We start from the raw sequence: 22,214 nt of genomic DNA, 5'->3' as shown, positions 1-22,214 counted from the left end.
TCGAACGGAAAGACCCGTTCACCCGCACGAATGCACGGTTGAGGACGTTTGCTCTAGCGATCAATCGCTTCAACGACGATCGGCACCATCGGGCTTGGTGTCCAGGTTGATGTGGGGCTGTCCCACCAGACCGCGCCATCGAGTGACATGAGCGGGACCGGCTCGGTCGATTCTTCGAGGCGGACCAGCAGGCCCTGCCCGCGCAACGCGTGCAGGACGGACGCTATCGCGGTTGCATCCTGATTGACGCGCACTGCCCACGATGCGTGCAGATGGGGCATGGGGATCTCGACCTGTTGCTGGGTCCGGCTGTTCATCGCAAAGACAGGCCCTGAGGTGCTGGGCCGCGCGAGTGCCTGTTCGATGTCTGTGGACACCCGGCCCGCCAGAGTCCAGGCTTTACTCTCACTTGGCACGTCCTTGTCAAGAGCGTCTGATGCGGCCGAGGCAACGCCGGGCGAGCTGGCCAGGGCTCGAATGACAAGCCTCCCCTGAGCCATCAACCTGACAGCTTCTGCAAGAGAAGGCTCGGGTCGTGTGTTCGATTCGAGCCAATGCTGCTCGACCATCGCGACCAGCTGCATCGCGCCATCCGAGTGCGTGTCGTTGTGCGCGAATGCGGGAATGTCGATCAAGTCGGGCTCGGTCGGAGGCGCGGAAGCGTGCGTGCCATCGGCCAGCGGATAGAGCGAACTTTTCGGAAATGGGCGATTCGTGTATGCAATGGCGATGACACCTGCCAGGATTGCCAGTGCGGCGGCGGCGGCAAGCGCGCGCCCCTGAGCAGGCGTCCACTGCCACGCGCGCGCAGACCGAGGCGGTGCATCCATACGACGAAGTTGCAACGTCTCGCCCACAGACTCATAGCGACGCACCACTTCGGCCCCAACCCAATCAGGGGCCAAGGCAACACTTTGCGAACCTAACTGAACCCGATCGGCCCGCATGGCGTCGATTTCATGCTGAACGGCAGGAAACCGCTGCAGCAAGGCTTCGGCTCGCGCCTGGTCAACCGGGCCGCCCTCGATCATTGCCAACAGCACTTCTTCGTCGGCAGGTGAGAAAATTTCTTGGGGCAAATCGCTCATGAGTTCTCATCGCCTGTAGCTTGGCCGATTTCAAAAGCGTGTCGCAACGCGCGCCGGGCACGAAAGAGGCGGCTCCGGACGGTTCCGAGGGGTATTTCCAGCACTTCCGACAACTGTTCGTACTCCAAGCCGCGAACATCGCGGAGAACGAGAATCGCCCGATGTTCGTCGGGAAGCGAAAGCAGGGCGCGCATCAAGGTCGCGGTCTGCTCGGTTTGTTCGATGCCAACGGCTGACGAAAGTTCCCGTCCAGAGGTGGTGGTGTCGTGCAGTGGTCCGGTCTGTACTGGGGAACGGCGCTCCCGCCTGAGGTGCGAGAGGCAGGTATTGGTCGTGACGCGGTAGATCCATGTGCTGAGTTCACTGAGGCCCGAGAACCCCTCGATGTGGGTGAGAATGCGAAGCAGGGCGTCCTGAGTCAAATCGGCAGCCCGCGCGGGCCCGACCAGATTCATACAGATACCGAACACTCGATGCTGATATCGTTTGACAAGTTCGGCGGCTGCATCGCGCTGGCCGAGTGCGACCGCGCGGGCGAGTGCTTCATCGGACATCCTCGATGGCTCGGACGAGTCCATGCGAATGGATGGTACCTGCCGATCACACGTGCTGCGAACTGAGTAGCATCTGATCATGCCGGCACTGTTGCGATGGATTCTGACACTCGGGCCGACCAATCCGATCACGGTACGACTCGTGCAGAACGGATCGCGGCGCAAGAAGCACATGTATGTGCGAGCGGCGTATCTGGCGGTGCTGATTCTTGTGTTGTTGTGGCTGCTCCTGCTCCAGACCAGTTCGGGCACGCTCAACTACCGGGAACTGGCGCGTGCGGGGGCCAGCAGTTTTACATGGATCGCGTACCTTCAGATCGGGCTGATCTGCGTGATTGCGCCGGTGTTCATGGCGGGCGCGATCGCACAGGAATCGGACTCGCGTACGTGGGACATCATGCTCACCACGCCGTTGAGTCAGTTGCAGGTTGTGCTGGGTAACTTGTTCGGTCGCTTGTTCTTTGTGCTCGCGCTTCTGATGGCGTCGCTGCCGTTGTTCGCGATGACGCAGTACTTTGGGGGGGTGCCGGGGCGATCGATTTTCATCAGTTATCTGATCGCGGGCTGTGCGTCGCTGCTGGTGGGGACGTCGGCGATCGGTCTTTCGGTCAGTCGACTGGTAGGCAAGCGTGCGGTTTTCACGTTTTATATCGCGGTCGTGAGTTATATCGCGACAACGGCGGCCATCGACCTTTGGCTGCGTGGTGCGGGTCTTGGTGCGGGGGCAAGTGGTCGCGGCGTGACCTGGATGACTGCGTTCAATCCGTTTCTGGCGTTGCACGCGGTGCTCAATCCATCGAGTTACCCGAGTGCCGAGGCCGGTTCGCTCACGGGGTTGACCGCTTTTGTGCTGGAAAGACCTGTTGTGGCGTGGTGTACTTTCAGTGGCGGGCTGAGTGTGTTGCTGATTGCTGCGAGCACCGTCACAGTGCGGCTGGGCGGACTGGGGCAGTTGACCTCGTCGCGTGCGGGGATTCCGTGGTATCGCAAGGTGATGGGGCTGGGGGGCAAACACGCTGAGCATCGTCCGCCGCGCACGGTGTGGCACAATCCGATCGCGTGGCGCGAGGCGCTGGCTCGCAATGCGACCTTCGGTCGCATTCTGGCGCGATGGTCGTTTCTGGCTCTGGGCGGCGTGTTCGGCATGCTGTTGATTGTGCTGTTTCACACCGGATCATTGACGCAAACGACCTTTCAATTGGCGCTGATCTCGACGATCTGGGGCGAGGTCGCGGTGGTCACGCTGGTGGGCATCAACATGGCAGCAACGGCCATCACACGCGAGCGCGAGGATGGCACACTTGATCTTCTGCTCACGACGCCCATCACGCCTCGCGACTACCTGCGCGGCAAACTACGAGGCCTGATTGCCTATCTGCTGCCCATGCTTCTGGTTCCGATCGGAACGCTGCTGCTCGCGGGGCTGTATGTGCTGTTCGACGGGTTTGGACGCAGCGGAGGCGTGGATATCCCGATCGTTGGTCGGCCGGGCGCGGGGCTCACTGCGCCGGTGCTGTTGCCCGAGGCCGGTCTTATCGCTGCCCCGATCATGCTCACATTTACCGCGTTCTGTGTGATGGTTGGGCTTCAATGGTCGCTGCGCAGCAAGGGGACCATATCGAGCGTCATCGCAACCGTGGGCATCGTTGGCGTGGTGGGCGGCACCCTTGGGCTGTGTGGGTGGCAATCCGGGACATCGATCATCTTCGTCGGGCCCGCACTGGCCGCGATCACACCACTGACGCTGGTCTACGCGCTGCTCAATCCGGCGGAGGCGCTTGCAGAAACTGTAACTTCGAGTGGCGGGCTGACCAACGCTCGCATCGGGTTGTTCATTGGATCGATTGCGGGTTCGGGGATCTATGTGGCAATCGTGGCTGGCATCATGGCCAACATGGTGCGCAACTTTGACTTCACAGTGCGCAAACTTTCGGGAACGAAGTGATTGAATTACGACGTTGGCGGTTCCGGCGTTTTGTCGGCGATGATCTGTTGATGCGAATCGCCTTCGACTTCGACGCCATCGATGTGGAGGAAGGGTGTGTCGACACAGGTCGAACAGCAACTCAGGCACCCGCAGGCGCGGATGTCGAGATCGGGTCTCGAGGCTGCGAGGGTGTAGAACCAGTCCAAGGTTGCTCGATCCACATTTCGCAGACAAAAGACTACCGTTGTGACGCGGTCGTCAGGCACGATGCATTATCTTTGCAACTTGTGAGGAATGGTGCAAGTGTTGAGTGTCAAGGACTTTCCGATTCGTGAAAAACCGGAATTGCGGATACGGATGGGGCATTCGAGAAGAATGGGCGGATTCAAGCGGGTCGACGAACTCAAAGTGTGTGATGGTCTCAGGTTGGGGCGCGAGTGAGCTTGCGGGCTAGACTCTGAGCGATGCCGAGGCCGGAGCGCCCCGCCCTCGACCCGCGTCAAAATTGGACTCAAAATTCCTGGAAGATGGCGAGACCTCATTGTGGAATGTTTGCCATCTTCTGATGACCATTGGCGCGATAACGAGTGCAAGGGGGTTGCCGTGACTGCACGAGTCGGGTTGATCATGGGGTCGCGATCGGATTGGCAGACGATGTCCGAAGCCGCGGCGATGCTTGATCGTCTCGGAGTGCCTTATGAGGCTCGCGTTGTCAGTGCTCACCGCACGCCGGATGCGATGTTTGAGTATGCCGCGTCGGCTGAAGCGCGCGGTTTGATGGTCATCATCGCTGGCGCGGGCGGGGCGGCGCACTTGCCGGGCATGGTTGCAGCGAAGACGACGCTGCCAGTGCTCGGGGTACCGGTCGAGAGTGCGGTACTCAAGGGCCTGGATTCGTTGTTATCGATTGTGCAGATGCCTGCGGGGGTGCCGGTCGGGACGCTGGCGATCGGAAAGGCCGGGGCTGCGAACGCGGGGATTCTGGCAGCGAAGATCGTGGCTCTGTCGCAGCCTGAAGTTCGAGCGCGGATCGAGGCGTTTCGCGCCGAGCAGACGCAACGCGTGCTCGACGCAAGCAACCCACAGGAGCAGCCATGAGTCAGATGGTGCTCGGGGTACTCGGTGGCGGGCAGTTAGGGCGCATGCTGGCACTTGCAGCGGCAAGGCTGGGCGTGCGCACGCGGCTGTTCGACCCTGACCCCGAAGCATGCGGCGGGCAGGTGGCTGAGCTTGTCACAGGCTCATTCGACGACACGGAGGCGCTTGCTCGCTTCTGTGATGGACTTACGGCTGCGACGATCGAGTTTGAGAATGTGCCCATCGCCGCGATGCAGTTTGTGAGCAGATCGGTGCCGATGAATCCGAACCCCGGAGCCGTCGTCGCGTGTCAGGACCGGGCGATGGAACGTGATGTGCTTTGTGCTGCGGGATTTGAGGTGCCCGAATCGCGACTGATCGCCTCACGTGCCGAACTGGAAGGGGCTTGTGCGGAATTGGGCTTGCCGAGCGTTCTCAAGGCCCGGCGTCTGGGGTACGACGGAAAAGGGCAGTTCTGGATCCGTCATGCTCGCGACATCGAGGGTGCGTGGGAAGCGCTCGGTGCGGTGCCGGTGATCCTGGATCGAGGCGTGAGTTTCAATCGCGAGATTTCGCTTCTTGCTGTAAGGGACGGAAGCGGGCGTGCAGTGCACTATCCCCCGACGGAAAATGTGCATCAGAACGGAATTCTGCTGACGAGTTGCGTGCCAGCGATCGGTATCAACAGCCGGGAGCTCGATCGTGCACAGTCTGCGTTGTGCGCGATGCTCGATCGGAGCAACTACATTGGAGTGCTGGCGGTAGAACTGTTTGAGGTGAATGGCAAACTGATCGCGAACGAGATGGCCCCGCGCGTGCACAACTCGGGACACTGGACAATGAACAGCCTGGGCGCATGTCAGTTTGAGAATCATGTACGGGCGGTGCTCGGGCTGCCTGTCGGCGAGCCATTGCCTCTGACTGGATCGATGTCTGCGGCGTGCATGGTCAATCTCATTGGCTCGGTGCCGCCGCTTGAGCAGCTGCTCGGTGCTCAGGGGTGGCACACACATTTGTATGGCAAGTCGCCCCGGGCGGGTCGGAAGCTCGGTCATGTCAACTGGTGCGGGCCGCGAGAACAGATGGAGTCTGCGAGAGGAGAACTGCTCAAACTCGTGAAATCGCACCGGGGTCTGGATGGATGCCATGTCTGACCACTCAAAAACCCAGGCACAGGAAACGACCGCGACACAACCGACCTCTGAACCGTCGGTGCCGCTGGTTGCGCCGATGCCGCAGCGCATCGGCCGCTATGCGCTTGAAGAGCGGATTGCTGCGGGCGGAATGGGTGTGGTCTATCGCGCGAGGCATATTGAGACAACGGGCGTTGTCGCGTTGAAACTGCTCAGGCACGATCTCGCAAGCGAGAGCGGGCTTGCGCGCTTTCGGCGTGAATCGCAGTTGCTCAGCCAGTTGCGTCACCCGACCATTGCGACGGTCTATGACGCGGGGACTGAATCTATCGGCGGCACCGATGTGCCGTACATCGCGATGGAGTACGTGCCCGAAGCCGAGACGATCACGAGTTACGCTCGCAAGAACAATCTGAGCACGCGCGAGCGAATCGAACTGTTTGCGAAGGTCTGCCGTGGCGTGCACCATGCGCACGAACACAGGATCATCCATCGCGATCTCAAGCCGAGCAACATTCTCATCGACCCGGAGGGCAACCCGAAGATTATTGATTTCGGCGTTGCCAAGACATTCAACCCGGAATCGACGATTGAAGCGGGGCACACGCTAAGCGGGCAGGTGATCGGAACGATCAAGTACATGTCGCCCGAACAGTCGCGCGACTCGGCGTCGATCGATCATCGCTCAGACATCTATTCGCTCGGGGTCGTGCTGTATGAGCTGGTGTGCGGGCGCATGCCGTATCGCATCGATGGCGTGACACCGATCGAGGCGTTGCAGATCATTCAGGATCGAGATCCGGCTCAGCCTTCAACCCACACCGGGTCACTCTCTCGGGATCTTGAGACAATCATTCTGCGGATGCTGTCGAAGGAACGGTCCAGACGATTCCCGACAGCGCTCAAAGTCGCGGAGGATCTGGAGAATTACCTGGCGGGGCGCCCGATCTGGGCGCGCGGCGACAGCGTGCTGTACGTCTGGAAGAAAGAGCTCGCGCTGGCTCGCGAGCGTGGCCCGTGGCTGACTGCGGTAGGAATCTGGGTGCTGGCGATTATCATCGCCATGATTTTTGGCCCGTCGATCTGGTATCACAAGTCGGGGCTTGCTGGTCGGTACACGGGATTCATCACGCGCGTCGCCGGGGAAGACTCGCATGTGCCGCGTCATGTCGCCGTCATCGGGCTGCGTGATATCGAGGCGCTGGCGCGCGAAGCACCGGCGCTGGGTCTGGCACCGATCAATCCCGCAGCAATCCAGAGCGTCAGACCTGCGCACGCCGCTCTGCTTGATCGTCTGGCGGAGTGCTCGGTGCGCAGTGTTGCGATAGATTTTGTCTTTCTCAATTGCGCCCCGGAATACGACGCCCCACTGCTCAGCTCGATCGAGCGACTCTCGGCCCAAGGGATCAGCACGGTGGTCGGGAAGCGCAGTTTCCATCCTGGAACGGCGGAGAATCCGGGATTTTGCGCGGAGTATGCCCGTGTGGCGCGAGCAGGCGCGATCGTTGTTTCGCCGGGAAGGCAGTCGTCCGGGTTTGCGGTTCGGCTGGGGGTCTATTCGCAGGAGACGAAGGACACGTACATCAGTTTCGGCGTCGCGGCGTTTGCAGCCACGCGGCACCCGGGACTCGACTACGAGGCAACGCTCGATGACGGGTTTGTGAGGCTGAACTATCGCGAAGACGCGGGAGGCGTCGGACGCCGACAACTCGCAGGCGGTTTTGACCTCCTGCCCGCAACCGAGATTGGTCCGATCCCGATCTTTGACCCGATCTTCGGCATCAAGGCGGGTGACCCGGTTGCATCATCGGCCTTCAGCATGCCCGCGGCAGCATTCGATGAGTCCGAGCCCTTTACGACTGATATGGTGGACGCCTTGCGCATGCCGATCGAGGATCTTCGCCGGCGCGTTCGCGATAAGGCGGTTGTCGTCATTGACCTGCGGCCGGGGATGGACGAAGACGTGGACCCGGCCGGGCGCACGTTTCACAAGGGGTACCTGTGGGCGTGCTGGCTGGATCAAGCGCTGGGCGGCACAACCGTGCGCGGTCCGGGCGAGCGCTGGGCCATGCAGCAAGTCCTGATCGGCGCAGCGCTTGGCGCGATTGTGCTCCCGATCCCGTTCTTCCGCAAACGCGTTATCTCGGTTGGTTTTCTGTGCTTCTTGACAGCCGCAACCATACTTTTGAGTGTTGTGTTGCTACGGATGGAGTCCATGCTGTTCGTGCCGCTGCTGGGGTTGTTTGCAATGTGGATTGCAGGACTGTTTGCAGTTTTGATCCCCCCGAGACTCGAAACCTGACTCGACCGACCTAACAATCGTCTTCATTCTTGTGCTACTGCCGGGTATTGGGAGACTCTTCATGTTGCTCTGGCTTCTGATCGCTGGTGTGCTCGCCGGTCCCGCTTCGACAGACATCTCCGAAACGGTTCAAGCCGACGCTGCAATTGCGACCGTCTGCACAGTCGCCACACAAGCGCCGATCGCGTGGACGCCTGCTATCGGCAACAAACCCCTTCCTTCGACTTCAACAAGCAGCGACTTTCGCCAGCGTGTGAACTACACCACCGCGACTTCCAAGGCTCGCGACTTCGAAATTCTCTATGGCTCGGCAGGTCAGGCGAGCCAGGTCGAACTGACCACACGCAACACTGTCGACAGCACTCCGAGCATTCAGTATCCGGATGCCCCCGGGCTGAGCGTCAACAGCGGATGGGCATTTGTCACGTTTCACTGGCCTCTGATCTGGATGGAGTCCGTGCAGGCGGGGTCGATCGGCACAACCTCTGTCATGCAGACCACTCAGAACCGCGTCGACCTCTACCTCATTACAAACTCCAAGGACCGCGCGAATCCTGACCCGATTACCAGGCCCGGCTCATGCCCCGAGGCAGCGCGCTTGCTCATTCGTGTTGTTGGTATAGAAGGAAGTGTGTGCCTGCAGGTGCCAAAGGATGCCAAGGCCGTACTGCGCTCCTATACCCTCGAGCGGGACGAGCACGGTCATGTGACGCAAACCACGCCGGTGTCGTTTACGGTTGACGGCAAGTCCACTCAGGAACTGCCCCTGACCATCGTCCGCAAGGACGGATCCATCATCGTCGGAACCAATCACAGCGAACAAGAGCGTTTCCTAGGTAAAGTGCTCAACTGTGCATACCTGCAAGGCTTGTATGATGTTCCCTGATGCGAGCGCGTGAATATCGGCGTATGCCGTATCGGGCACAACTAGCGTGGAGTATCCATGTCAGACCACACTCAACGAAGGACCATCAGCACTCATCGCACAACCGCTGTTGTGGTTGCATGCACCGCGGTCACGCTTCCGGGATGCAGTGCTACGCCGCTGAATCTGACCAGTGCTGGTGACCTGACACAACCACAGGTTGTGACGTTCAACAAGTTTGCGTCTTCGCCCGACAAGTCACTGACATATCAATCCAGTCAATCGGGGCTTTCCTACTCACACGTCAACGTGGTGTACCAGCTTACGGCTGGGAGTGGCGCTCCAACACAGGATTTTCACATGCTTGTCGGGCTTGAAGATGCCGGCTCGACAACCATCAAGCTCGTCAAGCACAGTTTCGTACCTGTGCCGCAGCCTATCGAAACCGGTGGCTCTCCTGCGCCTCTTCCTCCTTCAGGTGGCGCCGAGCCGGCCAGCGATCCGGATCTCAATGGCCCGGCGTTGACTGTCAACTCCGGATGGGCATTCATCACCTTTCGCTGGCCTCTGATCTGGGTGCGCAACATCGAAGCCGGCTCAATCGGAACGACGGCCATCACGCGCTGGGATGGCGACATCATGTACCTCTACCTCGTGCGCAACGGCATCGCGGAATACGACCCGACCAACACGACGCCCACGCTCGTGACCGATGTGGACTCGGGTCTCGAGATCAATGCAAAGCCGCCCTTCGCGACCCCCAAGCGCGAATACGCTACTTTCAAAGATCGCCCCGAGGTGCACATTGTCAGGCGGAGTTTTTCGCGCGTGACACAAGGTGCCAGCAGCGGGAATCTGCAAACTCAGAGCACGACAGTCGGCGGCGTCTGGACGGCACTGGAAAAAACTTTCATGGTCAGTACCACAACGGCTGGCGACATCGTTGTGACGGGAGCGGGCGTAGCGGGCGAGGCCGAGTTTCTTGAGCAGGTGCTCAGCGCGGCCCGCGTGCGGTCGCTCTATCAGCTGCCGCTCGATTGATCCTGCGAGGCCTCACACCATCAGATCGATCGACCCCAGCACGCCAAGTACGCAACTGACAATACCGTTGATCGTGAAGAATGCCATTTCCAGACCCGCCTTCCCGCGTCGATGCAGCACCACATGCTCGGCGATGAGCAGCACTCCAATCAACGCTACTGCGGCTGCAGTGAGCAACTCCAATCTGTCGTCGGCCTGCCACGCCATGACGAGACATGCGAAGGCGAGTGCGTGCAGCCCGCGACTGATCCATGCTGCTCCGCTGACGCCAAACCGCGCTGGCACGCTGTGCAGTTTCGCGCTGCGATCGAAGTCAAGATCCTGGAGTGCGTAGATGACATCGAATCCGGCGACCCAGAACGCCACCATGCCCGCGAACCACCAGACCGCAGCTATTTCCACGAGCGATTCTGGCCTGACCGCAAGAGCCGCTGCAATCGGCGAGGCTGCCAGCGCCCCCCCGAGGAAGAGATGACAGAGAATCGTGAATCTCTTGGTGAATGAGTAGAGGGCAACCCAGCCCAGCACGGGCATGGCGAGCATCGCGGGCCACCAGTTTGAGAACAGCACGCCAAACCCCGCTGCACCTGCAACGAACAGCGCCCCGCAGATCAGGAGCGCGACGACGCCATCGCGCTTCGAGAGCACCCCGACCGCGAACGCACGACGGGCTGTACGCGGATTGGCTGCATCCCATCGAATGTCCGCAACGCGATTGACGACCATCGCGAAGGTTCTGGCAGCAATCATGCACCAGACCACCAGCACCAGTTGCATGGCAAACTTGCTGGTTGGATCTTCGGCATCGCGCGCCAGAAACGCCGACAACACCGCAAAGGGGAGTGCAAAAACCGAATGCGCCAGTTTGATGTCGCGCAGGACCATCATGACGCGCGAGGACGGCGCTCGTGTTGCAACCTCATTCATCGGCCAAAGATTACGCACTCGGCGCGCAACGCGCCGGACACTGGCTCAGGGGCAGCCGAGCGAGAACAGGTTGAGGTAGGCCAGCAGGTCGAAGAAGTTGACGATCTCGTCTCCAGTAAAGTCGGCTACCGGATCCTGTGTGTGGTACGCGTTGAGGAATGCCTGCACGTCGTGGATGGTCAGAGTGCCGTCGCCAGTGAGGTCGGGCCGGCATTCGCTGGCCCATTGCGTCCCGTATGCCTTGACGCGCGCATCGATCCATGTCGATTGGATGTTCTCTCGCTGGTCGGAGATGCGAATGGTCCATGTTCCCGCAGACGATTCATCCCACGACCGTAGCGTTGTGAACACGTGATCGACCAGGTCGCTCGTCGGATCGTTGCGCGAGGTCGCAAAGACGCTCAGCGTGCCCGACGGGCTGAGCAGTTCGATGTGCAGATCGCCGATGCGTGTCGAATCGATGTTCAGAATCAGTTCGACCGATTCGATGCGAATGAGCCGATCGAGAACGACATCGATGGAAAGCCCCGTGAAATTCAGGTCGGGGATCGCCTGATTGACTGTCGCGATCCCGCTGTCCGAAACGACTTCGGGGCCGACGCTCTGCCATTGCTCGGCTGCCAGGACTGCTGCGTGAGCATCGATTGCGCCGTAGCCGTAGTTTTCGCTGACCCATCGCCCCGCGCCATTGCGGATCCAGGTTTCATCCGGCTCGTCGATGCGCCGTGCGGTGTTGATGATGATGTGCTGCACATCACGCCACGAAAGCATGGGATTGGCTTCGAGCATCAGGGCGATCGCGCCCGCTGCGAGCGGTGCCGAGGCGCTCGTGCCGCCAAACGTCGTCGTATAGCCGAACGAACTTGTCGTCGAGAACACATTGCGCACATTGCCGCTTGAATGCGCAACGGCGAGCATCGATGAGCCGAGTTCGTTATAGTTGGCTCGCAGATTCTGATCGCCAATGGCCCCGATGGCCAGCGTAAACCTGCTCGACGCATAGGGGTCGTAATCCACGCGATCGCTCAGGCCGCCATTGCCCGCAGCCCAGACCATGACTTCGCCGAGTCCGCCGCGCCCGGTTCTGGCGGCTTCTTGCAGCGCTGCGGCCTCGATCGCAGCGATCTTGTGGATGCGCCCGTTGTCGAGCGGGCCCCACGAGTTGTTCTTGATGTCGTTGAGGTCGTTTCGGAACAGAAACGCGTCGGCGTTCTGCGACGCCAAGCCATAGATCAAACGGGACAATCCCGCGTTGTACGCGATGCCGACGCCCCCGATTCCGTTGTCATCGGCTGCGATGATTCCCGCAACACTCGTGGCATGCGCCGTCACGACACTCGGTGGCATCGATGCCGCAGCGACAAAATTTGCTGCCAGATCGGTGTGATCCGTCTGCCAACTGAGTTCGATCACTCCCACCACAACCCCGGCTCCGGTGTATCCCGCATCCCAAGCCCCCACCGCACGGACATCGGCCAGCGGATTGGCAAGGTTGCGTAAGTTCCACTGCCCGGGAAAGAACGGGTCCGTCGGCAGGCGCTCTGCTCGAGGCTGCTCAACGTCTAACTCGACCGACCCAAGACGTGGATGATTCATCAGCCGGCCTGCGAGCGCGACCGCCTCCGCGACTGTCCGAGTTTCGACATACACAAAACCTGGTGTTGGCGCAGGTACAACCTTCGCGCCGCGCCCGGCTGCACGAGCAACTTCGGCAAGGTCTCCATCAACGATCACCCGGGCTGCGATATCAAAGGATGCCGACGCATCAACCCCTGGCACCCCAGGATTGACGACCATCGCCCTGGAACGCGACATTTGGGGGTTTTCAACCATTACCCGTCCGATGCGGCCCGGGATGGGCACCGTCGAGAATATCTCGGCCTGTGCCACCTGGGTCGAAGGTTGCTCGCGCGTCGGTCCGCTCGACACCGCTGCCGCCAGGCCGCAGAGAACCAAAAATCCGGTCAGACGTCCGATACGGCGGGAACGGATGGAGCGAAATCCCGTAAACAGGGTGGTGTACATGGTCATGCCCGCTTTTCAATCGGCAGACGAGGTGTTCCGCTCCACAAGGCGACACGGCCACTCGGGCAATCCCCTCCGAAATGCCCGAGCGACCGGTTTGTGTCGCCTCGCTCACTCATCGTGGTCGATACAGAAGCTACACCCTGCCGAGGCAAGGTCACGAACAATCAAATTCCTGACAACCCGGCAAGGATCGAAACGATCCGTGAAGTATGCCGACATGGCGTTATCGCCGGACAACACGCGATACGCATCTGAGGTAAATCGGTTCCCGGTCCTTGTTATTTCGTTCGGCGGAATCTGATTTGCTGGCGAAGATTCGAGAATGTGGAGGGAGCCGTCGGTCATTTCGCTATCATGTCGCCGTGAGCGAACCTCCCCATAGCCCGACGGGTGATCTTGCCCGGCTCCGATCGCTGTTCAAGTCGGGCCATCCTGCGATCTCGATCATCACATCGGAAGAGTGCGACGCCCGCGAACTCGTGCTCGAGCACGCTCGCGCCACGGGGGAGTACGTCTGGGAATGGACACTTCTCAAGGGCGTCCACAATCCGCTCGCGCCCGACGAACAGCCGATCCCCGAGACGACCAATCCGAGCGCCGCGATGTTCTGGCTGAGCAAGCGGGACCTGCCGTGCATTGTCGTGCTTTTCGATATGGCTGGGCATCTGTCGGACCCGCACGCGCTGCGTGCGCTGCGCGATCTGATCGCGGCTGCGGGCCGAACGAATGCGCACATCGTCTTGATCGATCATCACGACGGATTCCCTGATGTGATCAACGCTCATGTCACCCCGTTCGAGTTGCGTCTGCCCTCGGCTGAAGACATCGAAGCGACAATCCGACAAACGCTCAAGACGCTCCATCGGCGCAACCCGATCAAGATCGAACTGACAACACGTCAGTACCAGACCATCGTGAAGAATCTGTGCGGCTTGACGCGTAGGCATGTTGAGCAGATCGTGCGCGATGTCGTGAGTGAGGATCGGCGCTTCGACGCTGCGGATCTGAACCAGATTCTGGCAAGCAAGAGGAGGCTGATGTCGCGTGGGGGGCTGCTCGAGTTTGTCGAATCGCCCGCGTCGCTCGACGAAGTCGGCGGGCTTGATGTGCTCAAACAATGGCTGCGCGAGCGTGAAAACTCGTTCTCGGAGGATGCAGCGGAGTTTGGACTGACTCCGCCGCGCGGCGTGCTGATGCTCGGGGTGCAGGGCGCGGGCAAGAGTCTGTGCGCCAAGGCGATCGCGACGGCATGGCACAGGCCGCTCCTGCGCATGGACCCCGGCTCGCTTTATGACCGCTATGTTGGTGAATCGGAGCGCAGGCTTCGGGCGGCACTTCAGCAGGCCGAGGCTGTGGCGCCAGTCGTGCTCTGGATCGATGAGATCGAGAAAGCGTTTGCATCGGCAGCAGCCCATTCGACCGATGGCGGGCTGAGCCAGCGCATGTTTGGCACGCTGCTGACATGGATGCAGGATCACATCGCACCGGTGTTCGTGGTCGCAACTGCAAACAACATCGATGCGCTCCCGCCAGAACTGTTGCGCAAAGGAAGATTTGACGAAATCTTTTTTGTGGACCTGCCAATGCATGCGGCACGCGAGCGCATTTTCGCGGTGCACCTCAATCGCCGCGGACGCAAGGCTGAGCAGTACGATCTCGATTTTCTGGCTCGCGCGACCGAGGGCTACAGCGGCGCAGAAATCGAACAAGCAGTCATCAGCGCGATGCACAGTTCATTTGCAAACAAGGTCGAACTGACGACAGAACTGCTTGCCGCATCGGCTGCCAAAAGTCCGCCTCTGTCCGTAACCATGGCAGAGAAAGTAACCAAGCTCCGAGCGTGGGCCCGCGACCGGTGCGTACACGCGGGATAACTGCCGCCAGTTGAGGCCGCGGGCTGTCTGGCGGGCTCACTGCGAGAGAATATCGAGAAAAATCTGCACGTCGGCGATATCGAACTTGCCGTCGCTGTTGAGGTCGGCGATTGGAAGGTGCGCGCTGAATGCTTGCAGGAAGGCCTGCACATCAAAGAACGAGACGACGCCATCGCCGTCGAAGTCGCCAATAGCGTCCACCGTCCGCAGCGTGGGGCTGGGCATAAGCACGACTGGCCGAACGCCGTCGTCGGCCGTAATGCGAAATCGATCGCGTCCCGCTGTATCGCCCGCAGCAAGGGTGACGCAGTATACGCCATCGCCGACGGCCACGACTGCGCCGATCTCGCTGACCCCCGCAGAGTCCGGCTCGTGTGCAACGGTGATCGATACACCATTGTTCGTCACGCGGGCTCCGGTCCAATCAAGGAGCGTGATCGTCATCGTGACGGTTCGCGTACTGCCGATGGGCACAGCGAGGACATTGAGCACCGCGTGGGACTCGATTGCGTCAGGTCGGCCGATCAGGTCTGCTCGCCACAGGTCGAAGCGGTCCTGCAGTTGATCGACCGGATCGGGATCGGTGCGCCGTGCGTTGGGGACGTTAAAGTGCATGAAGTAGTTGCCGCCCGCAGCACCGAGGTCCTCTGCGAAGCGCCCATCGAAGTTGTCGGCGATGACTACAGCACGCGAGTTGAACCCGCCGGAAACAACTTCGGGCAGACCGTCACCATTCATATCGACAGCGACAGCATGGCGTGTGGACCGCGTGACGTATCTGGGATCTTCGAGTGTGTATGTCGTGTTGTCGTGGTTGCGAATGATGAAGAGCGTAGCAAATCCGTGCGAGATGACAGCCGGATCTACAAAACCATCGCCATCGAAATCAGCCATCATCGCCGCACGCCCAGGCACTTCAAGGGCAAAATCCTGCCGCGTGAACCCACCTTGCCCGTCATCGATCAGCAAGGCTGCCGACCTGTTGGTGTCGGCGACTACAAGCAGGTCCGTCCGACCATCCGCATTGACATCTCCAGCTGAAATCGCGATCAAGTTCCACCCGATCGAGAGCGTCTGTTCGATAGTGAGGGTGCCCTTGTCGCGGCGCACCTGATGCACCTGCCCCGCAGAAGTCGCAACAAATGCCCTTGCGTCATCGCCGGGGTCAGGCGCTACGCGCACGGCACCCGGTCCTACGGCAAGCGAAGCGTCGAGCGACCACCCGTGAGCCGGATCAAGTACGCCGAGCGTGGTGTTGGTCAGCATGAGCACGCCTCCCAACCCAACCTTGATATCGACACCAGTCCCGGTGATTCCGGTTGGCGCATCCTGACTGAACGCGAAGCCGCCGCCCGGCAGCCCTACGAACACACGCACGGCACCAAGCAAGCCTGCGCCCGCGAGCAGATCGTCGAGACCATCGCCATCAACATCGTGGAGCGCAAGCCCGATGGGCTGGGCTGGTCCGTTGAGAGTGCCGGCTGGCGCAAGTGTTGTGAAGGGCGAGCCTGCCGCGGTGGTGTTCTGGAAAAGATGAATGACGCCATCGAAGCGGGTCGCGATGACATCGGGCTTGCCGTCGTGGTCGAAGTCTGAGACGGTGATCGCTACGGGCTCGCCGCCGATTCCATAGACGCCATTTGATGCGTTGAAGTCGCCTGCGCGGGCGATGATCATGTAGCCGATGTCGGCACTCTTGAATGGGGCAGGCGGGGGTGAGCCGCACCCGGTGGGGTTGTTGCTGACGCATGAGCAGCGTCCGTCGCCGCCCATTGCGCGTGCGGCCTGCATCGAGGCCATGAGTTTGTCGGGCAGGTCACCGGAAGTGGTGATGATGGCGTGTTCTGCTTCCATGACGACGGGGCTTCCGGTCAGGACATTGCCTTGTACGGCGTAGACATAGTCGCCTATTTTGCCGGTCACGCCGCCGGCCCAGGCTCCCGCGCCGGTGCCACTGAAGGTTGCCACGCCGCCGTTCACATCGATCAGGCCGTACTGCCGGGTCTGGTGTCCGGAGTCGAACGCGTCGAGCAATGGCAGAATGTCGGCAGGCGCGACGCCTTCGAGCAAGCGATCGCGGATGAAGGTGCGGTTCTGGCCGGTTGTGTCGCCAAAGGACTGCGCGGTCGCGCCTCCGACGCCCCCGAGCATGACAGGTGTGAGTTGCAGGAGATCGGTGTTGGTAAGGCATGTGGCGGAGGCAAGACCGATTTCACCGGTTCGGGTGTCGACGATGAGGATGGACCATGTCGCGGAGGCATGGCCCGCCGTGAGCACAATCGACGCTCCGAGACATACTCGCCTGAACATGTACACGCTCCATGATGAGACTTCGTTGCAACAACTGTACCGGATTTGGGGTGCTGCTCAAAGGACTATCATCAGGAATTCGCGGAGACAGTGAGCGATGGTGGTTTTGGGTCGCTCGCCAGCGGCGCAGCGCCAGGGGCCAAAAGTCCGATACACTCTGAGCAATGGGTACTTCTGATCGCCAGTCTGGACTGATGCGCAACCTGGGGAGGTTCTTCGGGCACATCGTGGCTGGAGCCCGTTCGGATCCCAGCCGGCGCGAAGTCTCGCGAGAGGTCGAGGAAAGTCAAATCAAAACATCCGCAGGCCCCGTCACGCTGCGTCGAACCACCATCGAGGAAATCGAGATTCCCAAGGACGCTTACTTCGCAGGAGACCATGAGCCATGACCATTCAGACGTTGCGCTTCGCTGTTTCTCTCGGGCTCTTGTGCATGCTGATACCGATCGGTTGCGGCAGGCGCACCACCACCAATGTCAGCATCATGAACAGTTCAACCACTGAACTGCGTGTCAATGCGTGGCTGGCGTCGGATGTTGATCCGGGCGCGTCCTCGATCGAATGGGCCAAGAGCGAGCGCATCGTTGCAGCTGGTGGTGATACTACATTCGCCTTCAATCGCAAGGAACCCGGCAAGGACGGCGCGGTGGTGATTCGCATTGTGCCCGCGATAGGCGACTCGGACGACCCGTACTGGATTCAACTTGAGCCGCCCGCACCGTTCATCCTGCGTGTGCGGGGCTCGGGCTCAAACCTGATGATGAGCCGCGAGGACATCAACCTCGATGAAGAAGCTCGCGGACAGGGCGGGATTCCGCAGGCACCCGGGGAGCGGCGGTATCGCGGCAGCCTGCCTCCATGGGTCGCTCGATGAGCGTGACGCCGACGAGCAACCCGCACCTTTCGAGCCGGCAGATCCTCGATCGTTACCCGTTTTGCTGGCGGACTGGGATAGAGCGCGTGCGCCAGATCTGGCGCGTAGCGCTACATCCAAAGTTCAGGCCTGAAATTCAGTTTCTTCGTCCGTTTCTTGCGCCCGGGTGTGGGTGTCTGGACATCGGAGCCAATCACGGGCGCTTTGCGATCGAGCTTGCGCACAGGGGCCATCGCGTGCTGGCCTTTGAGCCCTTGAGATTCAACCTCACGATCATCCGACCCGCGACTGCGCTGCATAGGCACGTCCGGGTGATCCCATCGGCTCTTGGCGAGTCTGCGGGAAGTGCGCTGCTGTATGTCCCGATTCGTTCAGACTCGAGGCCTGAGCATGGATCTGGCTTTGTCGCGGCGGATGACATCGAGGCTGCCCATCGCATGCCCGATCGACGTCTAGTGCGAGAGAGCATCGCCATCACGCGCCTTGATGATGTCGATCTTGGGTGGGTCGATCCGATCGGATTGATCAAGATGGATGTGGAAGGACACGAAGCCGCGGTGCTTCGCGGCGGATCGAAGGTTATCGAGCAATTCCGCCCCACGGTTCTGATGGAAAGCCAGCGAGATGGGCGAGGGCTTGACACTTTGAGCGAACTTGCGGCTCGCGGGTACACGATGTACGACCTTGATCGACGAGAGGCGGGATTCTGGTCGCGCGATCCAAAGGCGATTCATGCCGAAATCGCGGCCGGACCCAAGTCGCACGATGTGCTCGCATGGCACACGGGGAATGGAAAAACACCGGACTTCGGAGCCTCATTTGAGACCACGCGCTTCGGACGATGATCGATCCGACAACGCCCGCGCTCGGCCCTACCATCCCCTCCCGGAGAGGCCCGAATATGCCCAAGAAGACCTATCAGAACACCCTCGAATCGCACATCCTCTGCAAGCGCATCCCCACCCCCCCCTTTGGCCAGGTGAAGGATCGGCACATCGTCTCGTATGACGAATACGTCAAGACGGGGGGGTATGTCGGGCTTCGCAAAGCCTTGACCATGAAGCCTGAGGATGTCACCGAAGTGGTCAAGAAATCCATGCTGCGCGGCCGCGGAGGTGCGGGCTTCCCGACCGGGCTCAAATGGACCTTTCTACCAAAGATCGAACCCGGGCAACCCATCGAGAACCGCTACCTGGCGGTCAACGCCGACGAATCCGAGCCGGGCACCTTCAAGGACCGCCTGTTGATGGACTTCGACCCGCACCTGATGCTCGAAGGCATTGCCATCTGCATGTATGCGTGCCGATTGACCAAGGCGTATGTCTTCATCCGCGGCGAATACCACCACCAGACCCACGTCGTCGAGAACGCGCTGCGCGAAGCCTATGAACACGGGATCTTCGGCCCCAAAGGCCTGATCAACTCTGAAGCCAACACTGGTGGCGATCGCTTTCAGGCCGATTGCTATGTCCATCGCGGCGCGGGCGCGTACATCTGCGGCGAAGAAACCGGCCTGCTCGAAGCCATCGAGGGTAATCGAGGATGGCCGCGAATCAAGCCGCCTTTCCCTGCGATCAAGGGTCTGTTTGGCCGCCCGACGATCATCAACAATGTCGAAACTCTCGCGCATCTGCCGAGCATCATCGACCACGGGCCTGAGTGGTTCGCTGAGCAAGGCGTAGAGAGTTCGGTCGGCGGGCCTCCGAGTTTCGGCACAAAACTCATGGGTGTCAGCGGGCACGTCGAACGCCCCGGTGTGTATGAGTTCGAGCTCGGCATCCCGCTGCGCACAATCGTCGAGAAGTACTGCGGTGGGATGCGCGGCGGCAAGAAATTCAAAGCGGCTATTCCTGGCGGCGTTTCGATGGGGATTCTCGGCACCGATCAGTTCGATGCTGAACTCGACTTCGACATCGGGCGCAAGCACAACGTCCTCGGCCTGGGAACCGCCTGCCCCACCGTCTTTGACGAAGACACCGACATGGTCGCGGTCGCGCGCAACATCTCACGCTTTTTCAAGCACGAGTCATGTGGGCAATGCACGCCATGTCGCGAAGGCTCGGGGTGGCTGTATCAGTTGCTCAGCCGCATCGAAACCGGTGACGCCAAGACCAGGGACCTCGACCTCGCACTCGAAATCGCGACCAGCATGGGCTCGATGCCCGGCACAACCATCTGCGGCCTGGCGGACGGCAACAACTGGGCAGTCCGAACCATCATGAACAAGTTCCACGATGAGTTCACCGCCCGGGTGCAGCCGACGTATGTGCCTGTGAAGATGACGGTTGGGGCGAGTTCCGGGGGGTAACTCCCGAGCCAACTTGGCTCACGTTCAGGCCCTTTACGGCTGAATCTCTCGCCAAGAGAAGTGCCCCCTTGTTTGGGGCATTTTCAGAATTATCTCTCCATTTTGCTATAAACAGACTTTGTTATCTGTTATTTTGGACAGTAGATCTGCAAAGAGAGGAGGCTTTCATGTCAAAGCTGTCATGTATTGTGATCATGGTAGTGGCAATGGCCGCCTATGCGGACACGATCACTGTCCCGCAGAATCAACCGACGATTCAGGCTGCTATCAACGCTGCGAGCGACGGTGACATCATCGAACTCAACAGCAATGTGTTTCGAGGCGATGGTAATCGCGATCTGAACTTTCAGAACAAGTCGCTGACCATCAGGCCGTCACCGGGGCGAACCGGTGTGCGCATCGACCCTCAAGGCGCCTCAGCCTTTGCTCGTCGAGCGGGCTCGTTCGTCGGGCACACCAAGCCGATCACGTTTGTCGATTTAGTTTTTGAGAAGGGTTTTGCGGGCATGAACACCAGTGTCGTACCCGCGGGAGAAGGTGGTGCCTTCCTGATCCAGAACAGCACGGGGATTGTTTTTCGAGACTGTGTCTTTCGCGAGAACACGACACGACGCGAGAATGGCGGAGCAGTCAACTGCCTGAACTCCCAGGTCCTTTTCGAGAACTGTCAGTTCTACGACAACGCTCTCGTTTCTTTCGACCTGGGATACGGAGTTCATCTCTACGCGCGAGGAGGAGCGATCCAACTCATCGATTCGGTCTTTTATCGCGGAGGGCACTCGTCTTCCACATCCGTGACTTCGACGATTCGAGGCAAGGGTGCTGCATTTGTCGGCGGGACACATCTTGTTGATAGATGCATTTTTCGCGACATGAGTGGTTTAGCCCAAGGTGCGGGCATGTACACCAACGCCAATACCACCGTGCAGAATACGTTGTTTCAAAATAACCGTGCGTTTCTTGATTTTGATGATCTGAGCGGTGGCGGTGGTGGTGCAGTGAACGCGGGCGGAGGGCATGCAAGCTTCACGAACTGCCTGTTCCTCAACAACAGTAGTTCCGGCGGCGAAGAAGATGAAAAGAATGAAGACTTTTTTGGCGTTGGTGGCGCAATGAGTGTCAGGTCGGGTGCCACTGTCGATGTGATCAATTCCACCTTCACCGGAAATACTGTTCGGTATGAAAATGGCCTCCCAAGCGATTGGGGAATATTTTTTGTGCGAGGGGCGGGAACGACGCTCAACATTCGCAACAGCATCATCCACAACAACACGGGCCAGATTGTGCGCATCCATATGGACGGCGAGGTCAATGTGTCGTACACGATCATCGAGGGCGGTGCACCGGGTGCTGGCAATCTGGATGCCGATCCCCTGCTTGATGCAGCCTATGCACCAATGACTGGCTCTCCGGCGATCGACGCTGGCAACAACTTGGTCTTTCCGTTGGGCATCACGATTGACCTCGCTGGTCAACCCAGGTTTGTCGATGACCCCGCAACTCCTGATACAGGGATCGGAGAACCCCCGATCATCGACATGGGAGCCTTTGAGTACCATCCGGCACCGTGGGAATGCCCGCCGGACCTGAACGACGATGGAGTGCTCGACGTGTTCGATGTGGAGGTGATGCTCGGGCTGTACTCGGCCCATGATCTTGGAGCCGACTTCAATGGTGATGGGATTCTGGACTTTTTCGACATTCTGCGGTATCTGCAGATGTTCAGCGATGGGTGCCCGTAGTCCGATTCCGGGCGGAATTGCCCGACAGCGACACTCCCCGTGCGAGAATTGACCTCCCTAGCCCTTGAGGCCGATGTTCCTCCAGATTGCCCTTGGCTCTTGGCCCGGGACTCGATAGAGTACACACAGGCGGAATCAATCCGTTTGTTTGGGAGTAGTACGGA

Annotated in this window: 18 protein-coding genes; 12 read left to right on the top strand and 6 right to left on the bottom strand. The window is 60.1% G+C overall.

Annotated elements, in window-relative coordinates; genetic code table 11:
• Positions 1-53: 53 nt before the first annotated feature.
• Both KF757_01565 and KF757_01560 read right to left on the bottom strand, forming a co-directional pair.
• Positions 54-1,088: a hypothetical protein gene (locus KF757_01565; protein ID MBX3321657.1), complete on the bottom strand. Its 1,035-nt coding sequence runs from the start codon at positions 1,086-1,088 to the stop codon at positions 54-56.
• Positions 1,085-1,642, bottom strand: coding sequence for a sigma-70 family RNA polymerase sigma factor (locus KF757_01560; GenBank protein ID MBX3321656.1), 558 nt, complete (start codon positions 1,640-1,642; stop codon positions 1,085-1,087). Before KF757_01560 ends, KF757_01565 begins: the two co-directional genes overlap by 4 nt.
• A 79-nt stretch (positions 1,643-1,721) precedes the next feature.
• Between KF757_01560 and KF757_01555 the strand changes: the two genes are divergently transcribed.
• Positions 1,722-3,587: an ABC transporter permease subunit gene (locus KF757_01555; protein MBX3321655.1), complete on the top strand. Its 1,866-nt coding sequence runs from the start codon at positions 1,722-1,724 to the stop codon at positions 3,585-3,587.
• A gap of 5 nt (positions 3,588-3,592) precedes the next feature.
• Here KF757_01555 and KF757_01550 read toward each other — a convergent pair whose 3' ends face one another.
• Entirely contained in the window at positions 3,593-3,775 is a 183-nt protein-coding gene (locus KF757_01550) for a DUF1450 domain-containing protein (protein MBX3321654.1), read from the bottom strand.
• A gap of 421 nt (positions 3,776-4,196) precedes the next feature.
• On the opposite strand from KF757_01550, the gene purE reads away from it, so the two are divergent.
• From purE to KF757_01525, 5 genes are all read left to right on the top strand, one after another.
• A complete protein-coding gene (gene purE, locus KF757_01545; GenBank protein MBX3321653.1) occupies positions 4,197-4,667 on the top strand; it encodes a 5-(carboxyamino)imidazole ribonucleotide mutase in 471 nt (156 codons plus the stop codon).
• Positions 4,664-5,800 carry a 5-(carboxyamino)imidazole ribonucleotide synthase gene (locus tag KF757_01540; GenBank protein ID MBX3321652.1) on the top strand — a complete coding sequence of 379 codons (1,137 nt, stop codon included), beginning with the start codon at positions 4,664-4,666 and terminating at the stop codon, positions 5,798-5,800. Before purE ends, KF757_01540 begins: the two co-directional genes overlap by 4 nt.
• Positions 5,793-8,081 carry a serine/threonine protein kinase gene (locus KF757_01535; GenBank protein MBX3321651.1) on the top strand — a complete coding sequence of 763 codons (2,289 nt, stop codon included), beginning with the start codon at positions 5,793-5,795 and terminating at the stop codon, positions 8,079-8,081. Before KF757_01540 ends, KF757_01535 begins: the two co-directional genes overlap by 8 nt.
• A gap of 61 nt (positions 8,082-8,142) precedes the next feature.
• The gene (locus KF757_01530; protein ID MBX3321650.1) at positions 8,143-8,967 is read left to right on the top strand and encodes a hypothetical protein; all 825 of its coding nucleotides are present in this window, start codon (positions 8,143-8,145) and stop codon (positions 8,965-8,967) included.
• Between the two features lie 57 nt (positions 8,968-9,024).
• A complete protein-coding gene (locus KF757_01525) occupies positions 9,025-9,987 on the top strand; it encodes a hypothetical protein (protein MBX3321649.1) in 963 nt (320 codons plus the stop codon).
• Positions 9,988-9,999: 12 nt separating this feature from the next.
• Here KF757_01525 and ubiA read toward each other — a convergent pair whose 3' ends face one another.
• Together ubiA and KF757_01515 are read right to left on the bottom strand one after the other, a co-directional pair.
• Positions 10,000-10,914 (bottom strand): putative 4-hydroxybenzoate polyprenyltransferase, encoded by a 915-nt coding sequence (ubiA, locus tag KF757_01520; GenBank protein MBX3321648.1) that lies wholly within the window; start codon positions 10,912-10,914, stop codon positions 10,000-10,002.
• A 45-nt stretch (positions 10,915-10,959) separates the two neighbouring features.
• Positions 10,960-12,945: a S8 family serine peptidase gene (locus tag KF757_01515; protein MBX3321647.1), complete on the bottom strand. Its 1,986-nt coding sequence runs from the start codon at positions 12,943-12,945 to the stop codon at positions 10,960-10,962.
• A 359-nt stretch (positions 12,946-13,304) separates the two neighbouring features.
• On the opposite strand from KF757_01515, the gene KF757_01510 reads away from it, so the two are divergent.
• On the top strand, positions 13,305-14,816 hold the full coding sequence (locus KF757_01510; protein ID MBX3321646.1) for an AAA family ATPase: 1,512 nt from the start codon (positions 13,305-13,307) through the stop codon (positions 14,814-14,816).
• Positions 14,817-14,852: 36 nt separating this feature from the next.
• Here the strand turns inward: KF757_01510 and KF757_01505 are convergent, their stop codons facing one another.
• The gene (locus KF757_01505) at positions 14,853-17,126 is read right to left on the bottom strand and encodes a DUF1028 domain-containing protein (GenBank protein ID MBX3321645.1); all 2,274 of its coding nucleotides are present in this window, start codon (positions 17,124-17,126) and stop codon (positions 14,853-14,855) included.
• A gap of 164 nt (positions 17,127-17,290) precedes the next feature.
• On the opposite strand from KF757_01505, the gene KF757_01500 reads away from it, so the two are divergent.
• From KF757_01500 to KF757_01480, 5 genes are all read left to right on the top strand, one after another.
• Complete coding sequence (locus KF757_01500; protein MBX3321644.1) at positions 17,291-17,515, top strand: hypothetical protein; 225 nt, start codon at positions 17,291-17,293, stop codon at positions 17,513-17,515.
• A complete protein-coding gene (locus KF757_01495) occupies positions 17,512-18,000 on the top strand; it encodes a hypothetical protein (GenBank protein ID MBX3321643.1) in 489 nt (162 codons plus the stop codon). The genes KF757_01500 and KF757_01495 overlap by 4 nt, the downstream gene beginning before the upstream one ends.
• Positions 17,997-18,845 (top strand): FkbM family methyltransferase, encoded by an 849-nt coding sequence (locus KF757_01490; GenBank protein ID MBX3321642.1) that lies wholly within the window; start codon positions 17,997-17,999, stop codon positions 18,843-18,845. Before KF757_01495 ends, KF757_01490 begins: the two co-directional genes overlap by 4 nt.
• Before the next feature lie 56 nt (positions 18,846-18,901).
• Positions 18,902-20,308: an NADH-quinone oxidoreductase subunit NuoF gene (nuoF, locus tag KF757_01485; protein ID MBX3321641.1), complete on the top strand. Its 1,407-nt coding sequence runs from the start codon at positions 18,902-18,904 to the stop codon at positions 20,306-20,308.
• Between the two features lie 167 nt (positions 20,309-20,475).
• The gene (locus tag KF757_01480) at positions 20,476-22,050 is read left to right on the top strand and encodes a hypothetical protein (protein MBX3321640.1); all 1,575 of its coding nucleotides are present in this window, start codon (positions 20,476-20,478) and stop codon (positions 22,048-22,050) included.
• The last annotated feature ends 164 nt before the right edge of the window (positions 22,051-22,214 follow it).

Source organism: Phycisphaeraceae bacterium (assembly GCA_019636795.1).
Taxonomy (GTDB): Bacteria; Planctomycetota; Phycisphaerae; order Phycisphaerales; family UBA1924; genus JAHBWW01.
The sequence above is the reverse complement of the archived record's forward strand: the minus strand, read 5'-3'. Positions and strand labels throughout refer to the sequence as shown.

Bases quoted from the DNA above. Each gene is read 5' to 3' on its own strand.
- KF757_01490 (MBX3321642.1), top strand. From the start codon at position 17,997: ATGAGCGTGACGCCGACGAGCAACCCGCACCTTTCGAGCCGGCAGATC.
- KF757_01525 (MBX3321649.1), top strand. From the start codon at position 9,025: ATGTCAGACCACACTCAACGAAGGACCATCAGCACTCATCGCACAACC.
- KF757_01555 (MBX3321655.1), top strand. From the start codon at position 1,722: ATGCCGGCACTGTTGCGATGGATTCTGACACTCGGGCCGACCAATCCG.
- KF757_01500 (MBX3321644.1), top strand. From the start codon at position 17,291: ATGGGTACTTCTGATCGCCAGTCTGGACTGATGCGCAACCTGGGGAGG.
- KF757_01530 (MBX3321650.1), top strand. From the start codon at position 8,143: ATGTTGCTCTGGCTTCTGATCGCTGGTGTGCTCGCCGGTCCCGCTTCG.
- purE (MBX3321653.1), top strand. From the start codon at position 4,197: ATGGGGTCGCGATCGGATTGGCAGACGATGTCCGAAGCCGCGGCGATG.
- KF757_01515 (MBX3321647.1), bottom strand. From the start codon at position 12,945: ATGACCATGTACACCACCCTGTTTACGGGATTTCGCTCCATCCGTTCC.
- KF757_01505 (MBX3321645.1), bottom strand. From the start codon at position 17,126: ATGTTCAGGCGAGTATGTCTCGGAGCGTCGATTGTGCTCACGGCGGGC.
- KF757_01560 (MBX3321656.1), bottom strand. From the start codon at position 1,642: ATGTCCGATGAAGCACTCGCCCGCGCGGTCGCACTCGGCCAGCGCGAT.
- nuoF (MBX3321641.1), top strand. From the start codon at position 18,902: ATGCCCAAGAAGACCTATCAGAACACCCTCGAATCGCACATCCTCTGC.
- KF757_01480 (MBX3321640.1), top strand. From the start codon at position 20,476: ATGTCAAAGCTGTCATGTATTGTGATCATGGTAGTGGCAATGGCCGCC.
- ubiA (MBX3321648.1), bottom strand. From the start codon at position 10,914: ATGAATGAGGTTGCAACACGAGCGCCGTCCTCGCGCGTCATGATGGTC.
- KF757_01540 (MBX3321652.1), top strand. From the start codon at position 4,664: ATGAGTCAGATGGTGCTCGGGGTACTCGGTGGCGGGCAGTTAGGGCGC.
- KF757_01565 (MBX3321657.1), bottom strand. From the start codon at position 1,088: ATGAGCGATTTGCCCCAAGAAATTTTCTCACCTGCCGACGAAGAAGTG.
- KF757_01495 (MBX3321643.1), top strand. From the start codon at position 17,512: ATGACCATTCAGACGTTGCGCTTCGCTGTTTCTCTCGGGCTCTTGTGC.
- KF757_01535 (MBX3321651.1), top strand. From the start codon at position 5,793: ATGTCTGACCACTCAAAAACCCAGGCACAGGAAACGACCGCGACACAA.